A 16327-nucleotide genomic window follows, 5' to 3' on the forward strand; every position below is an offset into this window, starting at 1 on the left:
GCTCACGACGGCGCTCGCAGAGCCCTTGTTGTAACAGCCTGAGTTCGGAACCGGTTAGGGTGATCACGGACAAGGCTCGATGTGTTCTGTAACGCCACGCCAACGGGTGGCATCGCGAGCGGTTCAACCAGATACAAGGTCCGATACCGGCGGCGATAGGTGCTTCGCGTTGGCGGAAAAGTGAACGCGTCGTGATGGATCTACCTTACGCGCCCGTCTCGTCCAACAACTTAAATTGCGAACAGAGATGAGCAGTTTCTTCTTCACGGAGTGAGGTTGACCCGGTTCGACGGACAGGCGAAACGCTTGAGGTTCGTGGACGATCACCGAGTGAATCGGCAAGTCGAGTGAACAGGGCGCATCAGGACATCGCGCTTGCGCAAACCAGTGCCGACAACCGACCCGATTTCCGCATGTGCCAATTGCCCGTGCCATCCGCTGGCGGCTGACGCGGTGAACGTAAGAAATTGGACCCGCGCAGGGCGGGCCAGGACGATCCGCTACCTGTCAGACGAGCTTGATATTTGCAGCTTGCTTGCCCTTCTGGCCCATCTTGACATCGAAGCTTACTTTCTGATTGTCCTGCAACGACTTGAAGCCTTCAGTCTTGATTTCGGAGAAGTGGGCGAACAGGTCTTCACCGCCTTCGTCCGGCGTGATGAAACCAAAGCCCTTCGCATCGTTAAACCATTTCACTGTACCAGTTGCCATTTTTAAACCTGTAGACGTTGAAAGTCGCGTTCATGAACGCGATACCGCGCGGAGCGATTGCCCGCGATGGAGGACTTTGTACCGGATGCATCGGTCGGCAAACCGGATAGTGCGATTGGCATCCACTGAATTCGTCATAAGGTATTTCTGATGGCCGAACGCCCGCCACAACGCGTCCAATCGCACTAAAGAGTGCCGTCCTGCACCATCACCGTGCCTGGCTACGACAAAAAAGGTCGGTGCCGGGGATAGATTACGTCGCGCGGTGTCACCGTTTGAGGCTTTCAGGCACGCCGAATGGTGAGATTCTCAGCTGGCACGGCATATGCGTATAGGACCGGCACAGGATCAATGTCGATCTGGCTTCATTCGAAGCAACGCGGCAACTTCACAACGGTTTTTGGACAACGGCGTCCCCTAACCCAGTCATCTGATTGGGTTAGGGGGACGCTTTTTCTTTTTCTGGAACGACGATGACAGACAAGGCAACCCGCATCGACCTCTTCAGCATGCACACACCACCGATGCGCGTTTTCCATCTCACGTGGATGGCGTTCTTCGTCTGCTTCTTCGCGTGGTTCGCCTGTGCGCCTTTGATGCCGCTGATCAAGAGCCAGTTCGGGCTTTCCGTCGACCAGGTCGCCAATATCAACATCGCCGCGGTCGCGGTCACGATCCTCGTGCGTCTGGTGATCGGTCCGCTATGCGATCGTTACGGCCCGCGCAAGATCTATTGTGGCCTGATGCTCGCGGGAGTCTTCCCCGTGCTGGGCGCCGCACTCTCCAGTGGCTACGAGAGCTTCCTGCTGTGCCGCCTGGGCATTGGTGCGGTCGGCGCCTGCTTCGTCATTAGCCAGTATCACACCTCGATGATGTTCGCGCCGAACGTGGTCGGCACCGCCAACGCGGCGACGGCCGGTTGGGGCAACACCGGGGCGGGCGCCGCGCAGGCGCTCGTGCCGCTGCTGCTGGCGGCGGTCATGGCGTTGGGCGTCGAGCAGTCGTCGGCGTGGCGCCTTGCGCTGGTGGTGCCGGGCCTTGCGATGCCGGTCATGGCAATTTTTTACTGGCGCTGCACGCAGGATTGCCCACAAGGAAATTTTTCGGCCCTGCGGGCGCGCGGAATTGCGATCGACGGCGGAAAAAAGGGCGGTTGGGCAAGCTTTCGGGCGGCCTGCGCAAACTATCGCGTCTGGATGTTGTTCATCACCTACGCAGCGTGTTTCGGTGTCGAGGTTTTCATTCACAACGTCGCTGCGGTCTACTACGTCGATCATTTCCACCTGTCGCTGAAGGCGGCGGGCATAGCCGCCGGCAGCTTCGGCCTGCTCGCACTCTTCGCCCGCGCGCTGGGTGGCTGGCTGTCGGACAAGGCGGCCGCGCGCCGGGGCCTTGGTATCCGCTCGACCTTGCTGTTTGCGCTGATCGTCGGCGAAGGCGTGGGCCTCGTGGGCTTCGCTCACGCGGACAGCATCGCGCTGGCCGTGGCTGCCATGCTGGTTTTCGGTCTGTTCACGCACATGGCTTGCGGCGCAACTTACGCGCTGGTGCCGTTCATCGACCGCAAGGCGTTGGGCGGCGTCGCGGGCGTGATTGGCGCCGGTGGCAATGTCGGCGCGGTGGCCGCCGGCTTCCTGATGAAAGGCGTCGGTAGCGTCCAGCAGACGCTGGCGATGCTCGGGATGCTCGTCACGCTGTCCGCGTTATGCGCGCTGGCAGTGCGCTTCAGCAGCGAACACAAGGCGCGCGAAGCGGCGCTACGCGAGCACGCGCTGGGTGCCGTCGGCGCCAATGGGGTCGCGAATTAACGGACCTGGGAAAGCCATTATGCAGACCAAACAGGCGATGACATCCGTCAGGCGCACTGCACGGAGAAGGTGCTGCACCGCACCGCCATTGTGCGTTGCCGCATCAGAATGTATCAGGCCGCCGTCGCAGGACGTGTCTTGCGACAGGCCTTTCTCTTGCGCAGAGCTCGACGGCGCCGCATGGCATAGCCTTTGCATAACTCAAGCAAGCGGATCAACGATGATCCGGCCAACACGCAGCAAAAGTCACTCCGTAGATCACTGCTTTTCTGGACAACGGCGTCCCCCGAATTCAGTCACCTGACGACTGGATCCGCGGGACGCCTTTTTATTTGCCGGACGATAATCATGCCGCGAACCGCGTTGAAAATGGATGGAACTCCAGTCTTGAACGTTGTCGTCATTGGTCACGGCATGGTGGGACACAAGCTCCTTGAATGCCTTGTGGACGACGCGAGCTCCGCGCTGCACGTCACCGTGCTGTGCGAGGAGCCCCGTCCCGCTTACGACCGCGTGCATCTGTCCGAATTCTTTTCAGGCAAATCCGCTGAGGACCTGTCGCTCGTCAAGCCAGGCTTCTTCGAGCGCGAGAACGTGCTGCTCAGGCTCAACGCGAAGGCGGTGTCGATCGACCGGGAGGCCCGCACGGTGAGTGTCTCGACCGGTGAGATGCTTTCTTATGACAAGCTGGTGCTCGCCACCGGTTCCTCGCCGTTTGTTCCGCCGATGGCGGGCAGCGATCGTGAAGACTGCTTTGTTTATCGCACCATCGAGGATCTCGAGGCGATGCGGGCGTGCGGCGCGCGGGCGAAATCAGGTGTGGTGGTAGGCGGCGGCCTGCTGGGGCTCGAATGCGCCAAGGCGCTGCATGATATGGGGCTGGCCGCGCATGTCGTCGAGTTCGCCCCGCGCCTGATGGCGGTGCAGGTCGACGAAGGCGGCGGACGGGTTCTGCGCAGCAAGATCGAAGAGCTGGGCGTGCAGGTCCACACCGGCAAGCACACCCTCGCCATCACCGATGGCGAAGCGGGCACCCACCGTATGCAGTTCGCCGACGGCACGCATCTCGACACCGACATGATTGTGTTCTCCGCGGGTATTCGTCCGCGCGATGAGATTGCGCGTGCCTGCGGGCTGGAACTGGGTCCGCGCGGGGGCATCGCGATCGACGACACCTGCCGCACGAGCGATCCCGACATCTACGCGATCGGCGAATGCGCGGCGTGGAACGGCACGGTGTATGGCCTGGTGGCGCCAGGGTATGACATGGCGCGCGTCACAGCCAGGCAATTGCTGGGGGATCAGGCGGGCTTCGGCGGTGCGGACATGAGCACCAAACTCAAGCTGATGGGCGTGGATGTCGCGAGCATCGGCGACGCGCACGGCAAGACGCCGGGCAGCCGCACCTACCAGTTCAGCGACGAACGCAAACAGGTCTACAAGAAGATGGTGGTGTCGGAGTGCGGCAAGCAATTGCTCGGCGCCGTGATGGTGGGCGATGCGACCGAATACGGCACGCTGCTGCAGATGATGCTCAATCGCATCGAATTGCCCGAAGCGCCGGAATTCCTGATCCTGCCGCAAAGCGACGGCAAGGCCAGGCCCGGACTTGGAGCCGACGCGCTGCCCGAGGCCGCGCAGATCTGCTCGTGCAACAACGTCTCCAAAGGCGAAATCTGCGCGGCGGTATGTGCGGGCGCGACCAGTATCGGTGCCGTGAAGAGCGCGACGTGCGCCGGCACCGCGTGCGGCGGTTGCGTGCCACTTGTCACGCAGGTGATGAAGGCCGAGATGAAGAAACAGGGGCTCGCGGTCAATAACCACGTCTGCGAACACTTCGCGTATTCGCGCCAGGAGCTGTATCACATCGTCCGCGTCGAGCGCATCAAGACCTTTGACGCACTGCTGGAAAAGCATGGCAACGGCCTTGGCTGCGACATCTGCAAGCCCACCGTCGCAGGGATTCTCGCATCATGCTGGAACGAGTTTGTACTCAAGAAGGAACATGCAGGTCTGCAAGACTCGAACGACTACTACCTCGGCAACATTCAGCGCGACGGTACCTACTCGGTCGTGCCGCGTATGCCCGGAGGCGAGGTGACGCCGGAAGGCCTGATCGCTGTCGGCCAGGTGGCGAAGAAGTACAGCCTCTATACGAAGATCACCGGCGGTCAGCGCGTCGATCTGTTCGGCGCGCGTGTCGATCAACTGCCGCTGATCTGGGAAGAGCTGATCGCCGCCGGTTTCGAATCCGGGCATGCCTACGGCAAGTCGCTGCGTACCGTGAAGTCGTGCGTCGGCTCGACATGGTGTCGCTACGGCGTCGGCGATTCGGTCGGGCTCGCGGTTGCCATGGAAAACCGCTACAAGGGCCTGCGTTCGCCGCACAAGCTCAAGTTCGGCGTGTCGGGCTGTACCCGCGAATGCGCGGAAGCGCAGGGCAAGGACATCGGCATTATCGCCACCGAGAAAGGCTGGAATCTGTATGTGTGCGGCAATGGCGGGATGAAGCCACGCCACGCCGAACTGCTCGCGTCGAATCTGGACCGCGAAACGCTTGTGCGCTACATCGACCGCTTCCTGATGTTTTACGTGCGCACCGCCGACCGCTTGCAGCGCACCAGCGTATGGCGCGAGAACCTCGAAGGCGGCCTCGAATACCTGATCGACGTCGTCGCGCACGACAAGCTGGGACTCGCTGCGGAGCTGGAGGCGGAAATGCAGCACGTGGTCAGTACCTATGAGTGTGAGTGGAAGAAGGCCGTGACCGATCCTGAGACTCGCAAGCGCTTCCGTCACTTCGTCAACAGCGACAAGCTCGACGAGAACGTGACCTTCGTCGAGGAACGTGGGCAGATCCGTCCCGCGACGCCGGCAGAGCGGCAAGCGAAGCAATTCCCGGTTCCCGTGGTCGTCGAGACCGCCTGACCATGCATCACACCCAATTCGAGGAACTCAGCATGAACGACGATCGACTTTCGCAATCCTGGATGCCTGTGTGCGCGCTCGACGACATTCTTCCGAATACTGGCGTGTGCGCGCTTGTCAATGGTGAGCAGGTCGCGGTATTTCACGTGACCGCCAACGACGCGAAAGCGGGTATCTACGCGATCGACAACTTCGATCCGGGTTCGCAGGCTTCGGTGCTCTCCCGCGGGCTGATCGGCAACCTCGGTGAGCGCATCGTCGTGGCCTCGCCGATCTACAAGCATCATTTCGATCTTCGCACCGGCGAATGCCTCGAGGCGCCCGAGAATTCCGTCAACGCTTACCCCGTGCGCATCGAGAGCGGTAAGGTGTGGGTCGCGGCATGAGACATGAGCACGCAGCGCCGGGCTCGGAAGGCGCATCGCTCATCGCGCCTTCCCGCCCGCGTCTGGTGGTAGTCGGCAACGGCATGGCCGGCATGCGCACTGTCGAGGAGCTGCTGAAGCTTGCACCGGACCTCTACGACATCACCGTATTCGGCGCCGAGCCGTACGGCAACTACAACCGGATCCTGCTGTCGCCGGTGCTCGCGGGCGAGAAGCGTGTCGACGAGATCATTCTCAATACGCGGGACTGGTATGCGGACAATGGTATCCGGCTGCATGCGGGCGACCCGGTGGCCGCGATTGACCGCAAGCGCCGCATCGTACGTTCGCAAAGCGGCATCGAGGTGGGCTACGACCGGCTGCTGATCGCAACCGGCTCCAAGCCATTCCTGATTCCGGTGCCGGGTCACCAACTGCCGGGGGTGATCGCATTTCGCGACATCCAGGACGTCGAAACGATGCTCGCCGCAGCGCGCAGTCACCGTCACGCCGTGATCATCGGCGGCGGTCTCCTCGGGCTGGAGGCGGCGAACGGGCTCATGCGCCAGGGCATGTCGGTGACTGTCGTGCACGACACCGACAGCCTGATGGACCGCCAGCTCGACAGGAGCGCGTCGGCCCTGCTGTTGCAGACGCTGGAGCGCAGGGGCTTGCGTTTCCTGATGAAGGCACGCACCGCCGAAATCGTCGGACCGGAGCGTGTGACTGCGGTACGGTTTGACGACGGCATGGAGATTCCCGCCGATCTGGTTGTCATGACGGCCGGGGTGCGCCCGAATATCGAGCTCGCGAAGCAGGCGGGCTTGCACTGCGAGCGGGCGATCGTCGTCGATGACACATTGCAGACCTACGATCCGCGTGTCTACGCAGTCGGCGAATGCGTGCAGCACCGCACGGCAACCTTCGGTCTCGTCGCGCCAATCTGGGATCAGGCGCGTGTCTGCGGCGCGCATCTGGCCGGTGCGGGTCACCGCCGCTACGTGCAGCGCGCGACGGCGACCAAGCTGAAAGTCACAGGCGTCGACCTTTATTCAGCCGGCGATTTCGTCGGCGGTCCGGATAGCGAAGATCTCGTGTTGCGCGATCCGCGACGTGGCATCTACAAGCGCCTCGTGATCGAGGGTAGCCGGGTGATTGGCGCGGTCCTGTACGGCGACGTCAAGGACGGCGCCTGGTACTTTGAACTGATCCAGAACCGGACCGACATTGCGGCGTTGCGCACCCAGCTGCTGTTCGGCAAAGCCCTGTGCGAGGCGCAGCCCGCGTGAACCGGAATCGAACGTGAGTCTTCCCATCGTCATTTCCAACCCGCCCGACGCCGGTCGCGATGCGGTCCGAACCACCTGTCCCTATTGCGGCGTCGGCTGCGGCATACTCGCGACGCCACGCCCGGACGGTCAGGCCGACATCGCCGGCGACGAACGCCATCCGGCAAATGCCGGCCGCTTGTGCGTGAAGGGCTCGGCGCTCGGCGAAACGGTCGGGCTCGATGGACGCCTGCTGCATCCGAAGCTGCGCGATCCAGGTAGCGGTGAATTGCGCAACGTGTCGTGGAGCGATGCGCTCGACAAGGTTGCCGGCGGCTTTCGCCGGATCATCGATCAGCACGGCCCGGATGCAGTCGCGCTCTACGTCTCGGGACAACTGCTGACGGAGGACTATTACGCCGCCAACAAGCTGATGAAGGGCTATGTCGGCAGCGCGAACATCGACACCAATTCGCGCCTGTGCATGTCGTCGTCGGTTGCAGGGCATAAGCGTGCGTTCGGAGAAGACCTCGTGCCGGTGTGCTACGAAGACCTCGAACTCGCGGACCTGGTTGTGCTGGTCGGATCGAACACGGCGTGGTGCCATCCGATCCTGTTCCAGCGGATCGTCAGGATCAAGGAAACGCGGCCCGATGTGAAGATCGTCGTGATCGACCCGCGCTACACCGCGACCTGTGAGATGGCCGACCTGCACCTGCCGCTGAAGGCGGGTACCGACGTCCGGCTGTTCAACGGACTGCTGAGTTTTCTCGCGGAACACGACACGACCGACGCAGGTTTCGTCGATGCACATACGACCGGCTATGCCCAGGCGCTCAATGCCGCCTCAACCGGCGCGGCGAACGGCTTCGACCTCGCGCAGTGCGCGAAGGCATGCAAGCTCGATCCGCACGATCTGCTCGAATTCTACCGGCTCTTCGCACGGACCGAGCACGTCGTAACGGTCTATTCCCAGGGCGTGAACCAGTCCACCTCCGGCACCGACAAGGTCAACAGCATCATCAATTGCCATCTGCTGACAGGCCGCATCGGCAAGCCCGGGATGGGGCCGTTCTCGTTCACCGGACAGCCGAACGCGATGGGCGGGCGTGAAGTGGGTGGCCTCGCGAACATGCTGGCGGCACATCTGGAACTCGACAATCCGCGCCATCGCGATCTCGTGCAGACTTTCTGGGGTTCGCCCGCCATCGCCGAACGGCCGGGACTCAAGGCAGTCGAGTTGTTCGAGGCGATCGAGACGGGCCGCATCAAGGCTGTCTGGATCATGGGCACGAACCCGGTTGTGAGCCTGCCCGATGGCGATCAGGCGAAGCGCGCGCTCACGCGCTGCGAACTTGTCGTCAGCTCCGACATTGTCGAAAACACGGACACGAATGCGTTTGCTCACGTGCTGCTGCCGGCGCTCGGCTGGGGCGAGAAAGACGGCACCGTCACCAACTCCGAGCGCAGGATTTCGCGCCAGCGGGCGTTCCTGCCGGCACCGGGCGAAGCGCGCGCGGACTGGCGGATCATCTGCGAGGTCGCACAGCGCATGGGGTATGCCGGCTTCGATTTTTCAGCTCCGCACGAGATCTTCGACGAGCATGCTCGGCTGAGCGCATATCGTAACGAGCCGGGCAACGGTGGCGAGACCACCGGCAGCCAGGAAACGGTGAATAGCGGACACATCGAAGGTGATGTGCCGCGCGTGTTCAATCTGGGCGGGCTCGTCGCGCTCGGCCGCGAGCATTACGATGCGCTGCAGCCGATCCAATGGCCCGTGCTGACGGCGAATGGCGCGGAGCAGCGCGGTACCGCGCGTCTCTTCGGCGATCGCCGCTATGCGCACGCGGACGGCAAGGCGCGTTTTGTCGCGACCCCGCCGCGCGCTCCGGTCCACGCGACAGACGACGAGTATCCGCTGACGCTGAATACCGGTCGGGTGCGCGACCAATGGCACACGATGACCCGCACGGGCAAGTCGGAGAAGCTCGCTGGCCACGTGACGGAAGCATTCGTCGATTTGCATCCGCAGGACGCGCTGTCGTGCGGCGTGCGGGAAGGTGAACTCGCGCGCGTGTCGAGCCGTTGGGGCACGATGGTCGCACGTGTGCAGCATGGCGGTGGCATGTCGCGAGGCAGCGTGTTCGTGCCGATTCACTGGAACGATCAGGTGGCGTCCGACGCGCGTGTCGGCGCGGTGGTGAATCCTGAGGTCGATCCGGTCTCCGGGGAGCCCGAGTTCAAACATACGCCGGTTCGCATCGACAGGTTCGACGTCGCCTGGCACGGATTCTCGTTGAGCCGTCGTGTTCCGGTGCTGGACGGCATGACCTACTGGACACGCGTCCACGGCACCCGGTTCGTGCGCTACGAACTCGCGGGGCGCAAGCCGCTCACCGATCACGGCGGCTGGGCGCAAGCGCTGTTCGGCATCGACGATCCGCACGCCGACTGGCTGGAGTACGAGGACAGGACGGCGGGCATCTATCGTGCCGTGCATCTGGTCGACGACCGTATCGAGAGTTGCATCTTCGTATCGGCGCGCCCCGAGTTGCCGTTGCCGTCGCGTACGTGGCTCGCGGGCCTGTTCGGGAAGGACAGGCTCGACGACGAGGACCGTGCCGTTCTGCTGGTCGGACAGCCGATTGGCAAGGGTGTCGATACCGGGCCCACCGTCTGCTCGTGTTTCGGTGTGGGACGCAATACGATCTGCACGGCGATCCGGGAGCAAGGGCTAAAGACCGCGGCAGAAATCACCGCGTGCCTGAAGGCCGGCGGCAACTGCGGATCCTGCGTGCCGGAACTGAAGAAGCTGCTGGTCGACACCGAACTGGAACGGTTGAGCACAGCTTGAAGGAGACTGAAGTTTCATGATGAAGGGACTCAAAACCATGCTGGCCGTGATCAAACCCGGCGATACTCTCGTTGCTCGCCATGACGACGGTAACGTCATGCCGTCAGGTTCGGAAGGTGTCGGAGAGGGAACCCTGCGACATACGGCGAATCTTCGCGCCTCACATCTGAGCGAACGAGGGCGGCATGATCGTGCGCGGCGCCGCAACCGCAAGTCGGGCGCAGCCGTGGGGCAGTCGCGCCCTGGCATGCCACGTTCGCATCGCCACTGATTGCGTTGCCCGTGACGCAACGCGCTGACCAAGGCAGATTCACACTCGCAGTCTCGTCAGATCGCACGCTCTCAACTTGCTGTCGATGGTCAGGCTGAACATCGCAAGATCGCGCGTTCTTGCGGCCAGTTGCAGACGAATCCGGATCGCCCAGATCTCTTTCAGTTTCAACGGTGGACAGCGCGTTGAGCTCGTGGCGTCTCGTACAGTCCGACGTTGAGCGCGGGCGTGAAGTTCAGTCTGCCGTTGTTGCGCCCTCGCTGCCCCCTCCATTTCGCGCGAGATCCGGTTCATGGTGCTAAGAAATCCCGTGCCAGGCGACTCCCCCGATAGCTATCGATAAAGTTTAGCAAAGACTTTCGGACTGGTGCCGTTATCGAAGAATCGAAGCATGATGCAATGCCGACGCACGCACGTCGTGCGCAAGGACCGCGGCAGGATGATGCACGTGCCGGTTACACAGGCTTGATATTTGCGGCCTGTTTGCGGTTCGGTCCCAACTTCACGTCGAAGCTTACTTTCTGATTTTCCTGCAATGAATTGAAGCCTTCCGTCGTCCGGAGTGGTGAAACCAAATCCCTTCGCATCGTTAACCATTTCCAGGTACCAGTTGCCATTTATAAGCCTGTAGACGGTGAAAATCGCATTTGCGAATGCGGTACGGCACGGAAGCGGCCACCCGCGACGGAGGACTTTTTACCACGCCGGGATGAGATGAGACCGGCCAATCAGCCAGGTCCACGGACAGCACACGGTACGCTTTCCGGTGGCCCGAACCGGTTCAGGCCCCGGTCGTTCTGACCGACGGCGGCTGCATTATCTGATGCTGTTGCGAATTCGTGAGTCGCCGTGGCAACCGTTTCGCACGAGGGGCGCGCTACCACCGACTCACAACAGGATCGCTTGCTGCAAAAGTTCCAGCGCTTTCAATTCGTCCAGGCGACCCGTGCGCGCTTTACCTACTAGCGTCTTGATCAATGCTTCCGCTATCGGTTCAATACCGTGAAGATTGTCCAGGCTGGTCACGGAAGAAAAGGGGAGCGGTACGGGGTTTCGCTGCGGCATTGCCGAGGTGGGGAGCGACTCAAGGGTTGGCGGTTTGGCTGCCGGTGCCTCGCCATTACTTTCTTCAGGTGGACGGCCGGCAAGGTCGTGGGAAAAATCATCGACATGATCTTGCGGGCTGACGACGATCGTCTCATTCTCTCCTGCGGCATCCGCCGAAACAGGTGAGGGACTTTCCGAATCGCTCGGGTCGCCCGCACGTGAGCGCTCGGTGTGCGCCTTCGCTTTGGCGAGTTTCTTCCCTGGCGCGCCATTGTCTGTTGCGGTCGCAAGCGGCTCGTGTTGCTGGGCGGATACGCGACCGCGCGAAGCAGGGGTCAGCATACGCGACGCCGACTCTGGAATCTCGCCTTCGGAGCGCGGCGTGTCCAGCCAGCCAGGTGGCAAACCCAGTCGCTCCGTGAACCGGTTTGCTTCGACACTGTCCATGCGCTTCTTGCCATGTAGGCGATCGGCGATGTTGAATCCACTCATCTCCATGACCACGCCAAGTCTTACTTTCGATCCGTTGCGACGCGTGAGAACGTGGAGGTTAGCGCGCCGGATGTTCTCCACCTCGGCGCCGCCGCTCAATGCCAGCGGTTGCTGTTGGGGCGTTTTAGGCGACGTCTTGTCTTTCGAATGCGAAGCTTTGAGCGGCACATGAGGTTTAGACTGTTCGGCCATTTCGCTTCGACTGCTCTTGACGGCTCTGGGCGACCCGTCCGCTGCTTTCTTTGGCATTTGCGCTTCCTCGGACAAACTATCTTTAAGAAATGGTTGCTCATTAACGTTCAGGTCAGAAGCCGGCTTAAGTGCTTCTGACTCAGCGTCGGGTCCGTCGTCCGTTTGAACGAAGTCGAGCGGTGACTTCAGACGAGCGATGGTCTCGTCCACGAGCGCGGGATTGGGCTGGTCGAAGAAGCCATGCGGTAACCCAAGCGTGGTTTCCATGTGAAAGGCGGTCTCGGGTGTGAACCTCTCGCCTTTCATCAGTTCGGCCACGCGCGTCATGTTCGATTCAAGTGCTATGGCGATATTCTCTGCGCCTACCGCATCGACGAGAAACTGAAACGATCGTGTTTTGAAGATGGAGGCAGTCTGGGCGGAGTCCCGAGGAGGCGCCTTCACATACGGTGGTCCCGGCCGTTGGGGCGGAGATTTTTTCTCGTGGTGAGGTTGGCGTTGGCCATTGCGCCGGGATCCCGCATATCGCCCGCGGGCTTGACTCATAAAATACGGCTCCATGCGATGTGGATATTCTGGGTATCCTGATTATAGACGAGGCGATGTCGTCGAAAACGCCTTGTCTGGCAGTCGGCAGTGCTGCATGCGGTGCCTTTCCGTAATCCTGGGACGCAATGTGTGGCAAGTTCGAGGAATGAACGCCGCGGGACTTTCACCCGATGTGCGACACGTCCAAGACGATCGGGACGACTACTCCAGGGACGGACCGGATTCTGTCCAGTTCGCTGGACGCCGTGGTTACCCGGTTGGCGCAGCCCATTGCAATTGCGACCTGTGCGTTCCGCGTAGACTGTCGGTTCATCTGCTCCCGAACTGCAAATGGCTCGTTTGATAAGACCGACACCTGAACAGCAGGCGATCGTCGATGCTGTCGCCGGTAGCGGCAATCTCAAGATCAAGGCGTACGCGGGTGCGGGCAAGACCTCGACGCTACGGCTTGTCGCAAACCGTCTCGCCCGTCAGCGTGGCATCTATCTGGCGTTTAACCGCGAGATTGCAGAGCACGCGCGGCGCGGCTTTCCGCCCAACGTGCTGGCCGGAACCGTCCACTCGCTGGCCTACCGATCGGTGTCGCCCGCGCTTGCCGCGCGGGTGAACCACCCCGCTGAGCCGCCTCACGAACTTGCAGCTCGCTATGGCCTCGGTCCGGTAGAGGTGCCCCTCGTGACGGGAAAGACCGTCGAACTCACACCGTTCGAGCTCGGTCGCATGATTGTCGATGGACTGGGCAGGTTCTGCCGCTCGGCTGACGACGGTCCAAAAGCGATCCATATTCCCGTCGACGAGAAGATCGACGCTACAGCCTCCGACTGGCTGCGGGAAGGACTGAGCCCCTATGTCACGCGTCTGTGGAGTGAGAGCACGGACCCGCGTGGCCGCAGCGCCATCATTCCCGACGTCTATCTGAAGGTCTGGGCGCAGGGGCACCCGCGCATCGAATCCGACTTCATCCTCTTCGACGAAGCGCAGGATAGCGATGGCGTGATGCTGTGGCTTCTGAACCGGCAGCCACACGCCCAGATCGTCTACGTGGGTGACCCGTACCAGCAGATATACGAATGGCGTGGCGCAGTGAACGCCATGGCGCAGATCGATGCACCCCAACACGCGCTGACCGAGTCCTTCCGTTTCGGTCACACGTTCGCCACGCTCGCCAGCCGGCTACTCGGGCTGCTGGGCGAGCAGACAGCCGTTCGCGGCCAGGGCACGATCGGCTCGATCATCGTCGAAGACCCGACGATCGCTCCACCTGTTGACGCCATCCTTTGCCGCAAGAACGTATCAGCCATCTGGCATCTGGCCGCAGGCGTGGAGGCGGGCCACCGACCGTCGATCCGCATGAGTCCCGCCGAACTTGTTGCGTATGCAGATGGGGCAGAGAGGCTGCTTGAGGGGCGGCGGGCCTACAAACCTGCAGCCTTTTCGCTGTTTGAGACGTGGAAGGATGCACAGACTTTTGCTCGCAGCGCGGCCGGCGCCGATCTGCTTCCCGTCGTGCGGATTGTCGATGAATTCGGAACCGGCTATCTGCGCTCGCTGGCACAACGGATTACGCCTGAAGCGCAGGCCGATTACGTGATCTCCACGGTGCACCGGGCCAAGGGCCTCGAATGGAAGCGGGTGAAAGTCATCAACGATTTTCTGTTCAAGTACGTCGATGGTCGCCTGACGGTGGAGGAAGACGAACTGCGGCTGCTCTACGTCGCGTTCACACGCGCGCAGCACGTGCTGGACGTATCGGACCTTCGCGATGTGCTCCTGCGTTTGTTCAGATCATGAATCTGATCGGTCGCGGAAGAACTGGGCGAGGAGGATGTTCAGATCGTCAGCCGCGATTCGTCGAAGTGCAGCGATGCTCAGAAGAGGGATGGCTGTTCAGTCGGAGCGACGTCGGACCGGACTGCGCTTTTCCGGGTGATTGCCCGGGGCCTCGGCACAGGATGCACAGCGCTGCTGGAGAGCGAAAAAGGTTCTTCCTCAAGCCGGCGGCCGAGCACTTCCCGACTGAAGACGACGTCGGAAGAAAGGCGTACGAACGGCGAGGGGGCTTCCGTTGGCATCGGGTTTGAGTACGGCGTGGAAATCATCCGCTGAGGGCTTCGATCGTTCTGATTGTACCGGGGCCGCGAGAAAAGCCCTTGCAGGTCCGACCGTGGGACCTCAGCAACTGGGTACGTTGAACACGCTGTTATCGTGCACGTTTGGGATTACCGGAACGGTGACGCTTTTGGGTTTGCGGCGGCCACAGTTCCGAGAAGGAGAGCTGTGTCATCCGGTTTGCAGCAGAAGCTATCCTGAACGTGCAACGCGGCGACAACGACTCAGGAATACGTAGGGCGAAAGGTGAGGGGATTGCGTGTTTGATATTCGTCGACGTACGCGCATCGGACGCCATCGAACATATCGAGTCTTGAGGGCTCCTGTCCGAAGCCCTCCAGCGTCAAGTGCGACGCAATTTAGGCCGCAGCATCCTTCAGCTTCTTCAGCGCACGCGCCTTGATACGAACGGTTGCCGGCTTGGCGTCGAACCAGCGCTCTTCGCCAGTAAAGGGATCCTTGCCGAAACGGCGCTTCTTCGCCGGTACCTGCTGGACGCTGATCTTCAGAAGGCCGGGCAGCGTGAACTCGCCGGCACCCTTCTTGTGGATCGAGCCGAGCATGATATCTTCCAGTGCGGCAAGAACGGCCTTTGCGGCCTTCGGCTCAACGTTGGCCGCCTGTGCAACGTGCGCGGCGAGCGACGCTTTCGTGAACGTCTCCTTCACGGGCGCGCCAGCGACCAGCTTTTTCCCCAGACCATTTTCAGCCTTTGCGCTACCTTTGGTAGCGGGTGCAGCAGCTTTGCCTTTTGCGGCGACTTTCGGTGCAGCCTTCGTTGCAGTCTTTGCCATGGTCGTGGTTGACGCTCTTTCGAATTGGGAGGTGCTCGCTAATCGGTTTATGCAGCAAGCACGTGCATTCTATGGCGCATCACAATCGGTGTGTCAAGAAAAGCCCTTGAAACATGCACTCAAATGAGTGTCCCGCAACACCACCGGGCTCGGGGGATTCAGGAAGCGGGCCGGCACCTGTCATTTTTCCCGGCTATCAGACCAGCAAAAGGTGAGGGTTTCCAGGAGTTAATTCGGTTCTAACCTCGAGATCCGGGCGAGTCAGGGCGCTCGCAATACGGAGGGGCCGGGATGACCTTCCCGTCATCGACGGAGCAGTCACTTCGTAGTGTCTTTCAGAACCGGAAGGGGTTATTTGCTGGGGCGGCCCCGGAGGCATCGCGCCGTTTGCCAGTGAGCGGATTCGCCCGGCCCGGACGTAGCGGGTTCTACGGCGGCGCAGTTTCTTTACCACGACGTACGTGCGGCTAACGGTCGTGCAAACTCAGTCGTTCGAACTCGTGAAGCTCACGCATGAGCTCCTGGACCCAGTGACGTTGGTAGTCGGTGAGATGTAGCGATTGGAAAAGCGTGTGAAGTCGGTTGCGCCAGTACGCCGTCGTGATGGCATCGGGTGGGCATCGAAAAACGAACGCGCGCAAAACCCGGGCGAGATGCATGATGTCTTGCTCAATAATCGTATTTGTTTGCACCGTTATGCCGACTCCGCGTTGATGCCTGCAATCTTGACCGTAAGCGGGGCGCACAATACACGGGTCGCTGCACCATGGCAATCATTTGTGCGTCATCGTTTTCCCTCCGGAACGTAACCCGTACGACGTTCACAAGCCTTTTCATTACCCCGCGCGGATCTGCCCCGTTGGGCTTCTTTTCCGTGAATGCATCAGATGGGAATGGGCTGGTGACGCGCCGGGGCATGAGAGGTACAGCTTTCCT

The 16327-nt window shown here is 61.4% G+C and carries 9 protein-coding genes and 2 pseudogenes; 6 read left to right on the forward strand and 5 right to left on the reverse strand.

The features are described 5' to 3' along the window. Window positions 1-507: 507 nt before the first annotated feature. Window positions 508-711, reverse strand: coding sequence for a cold-shock protein (locus tag H1204_RS44670; RefSeq protein WP_180735372.1), 204 nt, complete (start codon window positions 709-711; stop codon window positions 508-510). 473 nt (window positions 712-1184) lie between these two features. Here H1204_RS44670 and H1204_RS44675 point away from each other — a divergent pair, with 473 nt between their 5' ends. The 5 genes from H1204_RS44675 (at window position 1185) to H1204_RS44695 (ending at window position 9937) form a co-directional block, all read left to right on the forward strand. After that, window positions 1185-2519, forward strand: coding sequence for an MFS transporter (locus tag H1204_RS44675; RefSeq protein WP_180735373.1), 1335 nt, complete (start codon window positions 1185-1187; stop codon window positions 2517-2519). A 387-nt stretch (window positions 2520-2906) separates the two neighbouring features. Then, window positions 2907-5447 carry a nitrite reductase large subunit NirB gene (gene nirB / locus H1204_RS44680; protein WP_180735374.1) on the forward strand — a complete coding sequence of 847 codons (2541 nt, stop codon included), beginning with the start codon at window positions 2907-2909 and terminating at the stop codon, window positions 5445-5447. Between the two features lie 32 nt (window positions 5448-5479). Beyond that, entirely contained in the window at window positions 5480-5833 is a 354-nt protein-coding gene (nirD, locus tag H1204_RS44685) for a nitrite reductase small subunit NirD (RefSeq protein WP_180735375.1), read from the forward strand. Then, window positions 5830-7101 (forward strand): FAD-dependent oxidoreductase, encoded by a 1272-nt coding sequence (locus tag H1204_RS44690; protein ID WP_180735376.1) that lies wholly within the window; start codon window positions 5830-5832, stop codon window positions 7099-7101. The genes nirD and H1204_RS44690 overlap by 4 nt, the downstream gene beginning before the upstream one ends. A gap of 13 nt (window positions 7102-7114) precedes the next feature. Beyond that, a complete protein-coding gene (locus H1204_RS44695; RefSeq protein WP_180735377.1) occupies window positions 7115-9937 on the forward strand; it encodes a nitrate reductase in 2823 nt (940 codons plus the stop codon). Window positions 9938-10250: 313 nt separating this feature from the next. Here H1204_RS44695 and H1204_RS52175 read toward each other — a convergent pair. From H1204_RS52175 to H1204_RS44705, 3 genes and pseudogenes are all read right to left on the reverse strand, one after another. Further along, window positions 10251-10385 (reverse strand): annotated as a pseudogene (locus tag H1204_RS52175) (integrase); the annotation flags it as partial. A 278-nt stretch (window positions 10386-10663) separates the two neighbouring features. Further along, window positions 10664-10825, reverse strand: a pseudogene (locus H1204_RS44700) (cold shock domain-containing protein). Window positions 10826-11096: 271 nt separating this feature from the next. Then, a complete protein-coding gene (locus H1204_RS44705; RefSeq protein WP_180735378.1) occupies window positions 11097-12485 on the reverse strand; it encodes a hypothetical protein in 1389 nt (462 codons plus the stop codon). 333 nt (window positions 12486-12818) lie between these two features. Here H1204_RS44705 and H1204_RS44710 point away from each other — a divergent pair, with 333 nt between their 5' ends. Then, window positions 12819-14279: a UvrD-helicase domain-containing protein gene (locus H1204_RS44710; RefSeq protein ID WP_180735379.1), complete on the forward strand. Its 1461-nt coding sequence runs from the start codon at window positions 12819-12821 to the stop codon at window positions 14277-14279. Window positions 14280-14956: 677 nt separating this feature from the next. Here H1204_RS44710 and H1204_RS44715 read toward each other — a convergent pair. Further along, window positions 14957-15391 (reverse strand): HU family DNA-binding protein, encoded by a 435-nt coding sequence (locus H1204_RS44715; protein WP_180735380.1) that lies wholly within the window; start codon window positions 15389-15391, stop codon window positions 14957-14959. Between the last annotated feature and the right edge of the window lie 936 nt (window positions 15392-16327).

The organism is Paraburkholderia sp. PGU19 (assembly GCF_013426915.1).
Classification (GTDB): domain Bacteria; phylum Pseudomonadota; class Gammaproteobacteria; order Burkholderiales; family Burkholderiaceae; genus Paraburkholderia.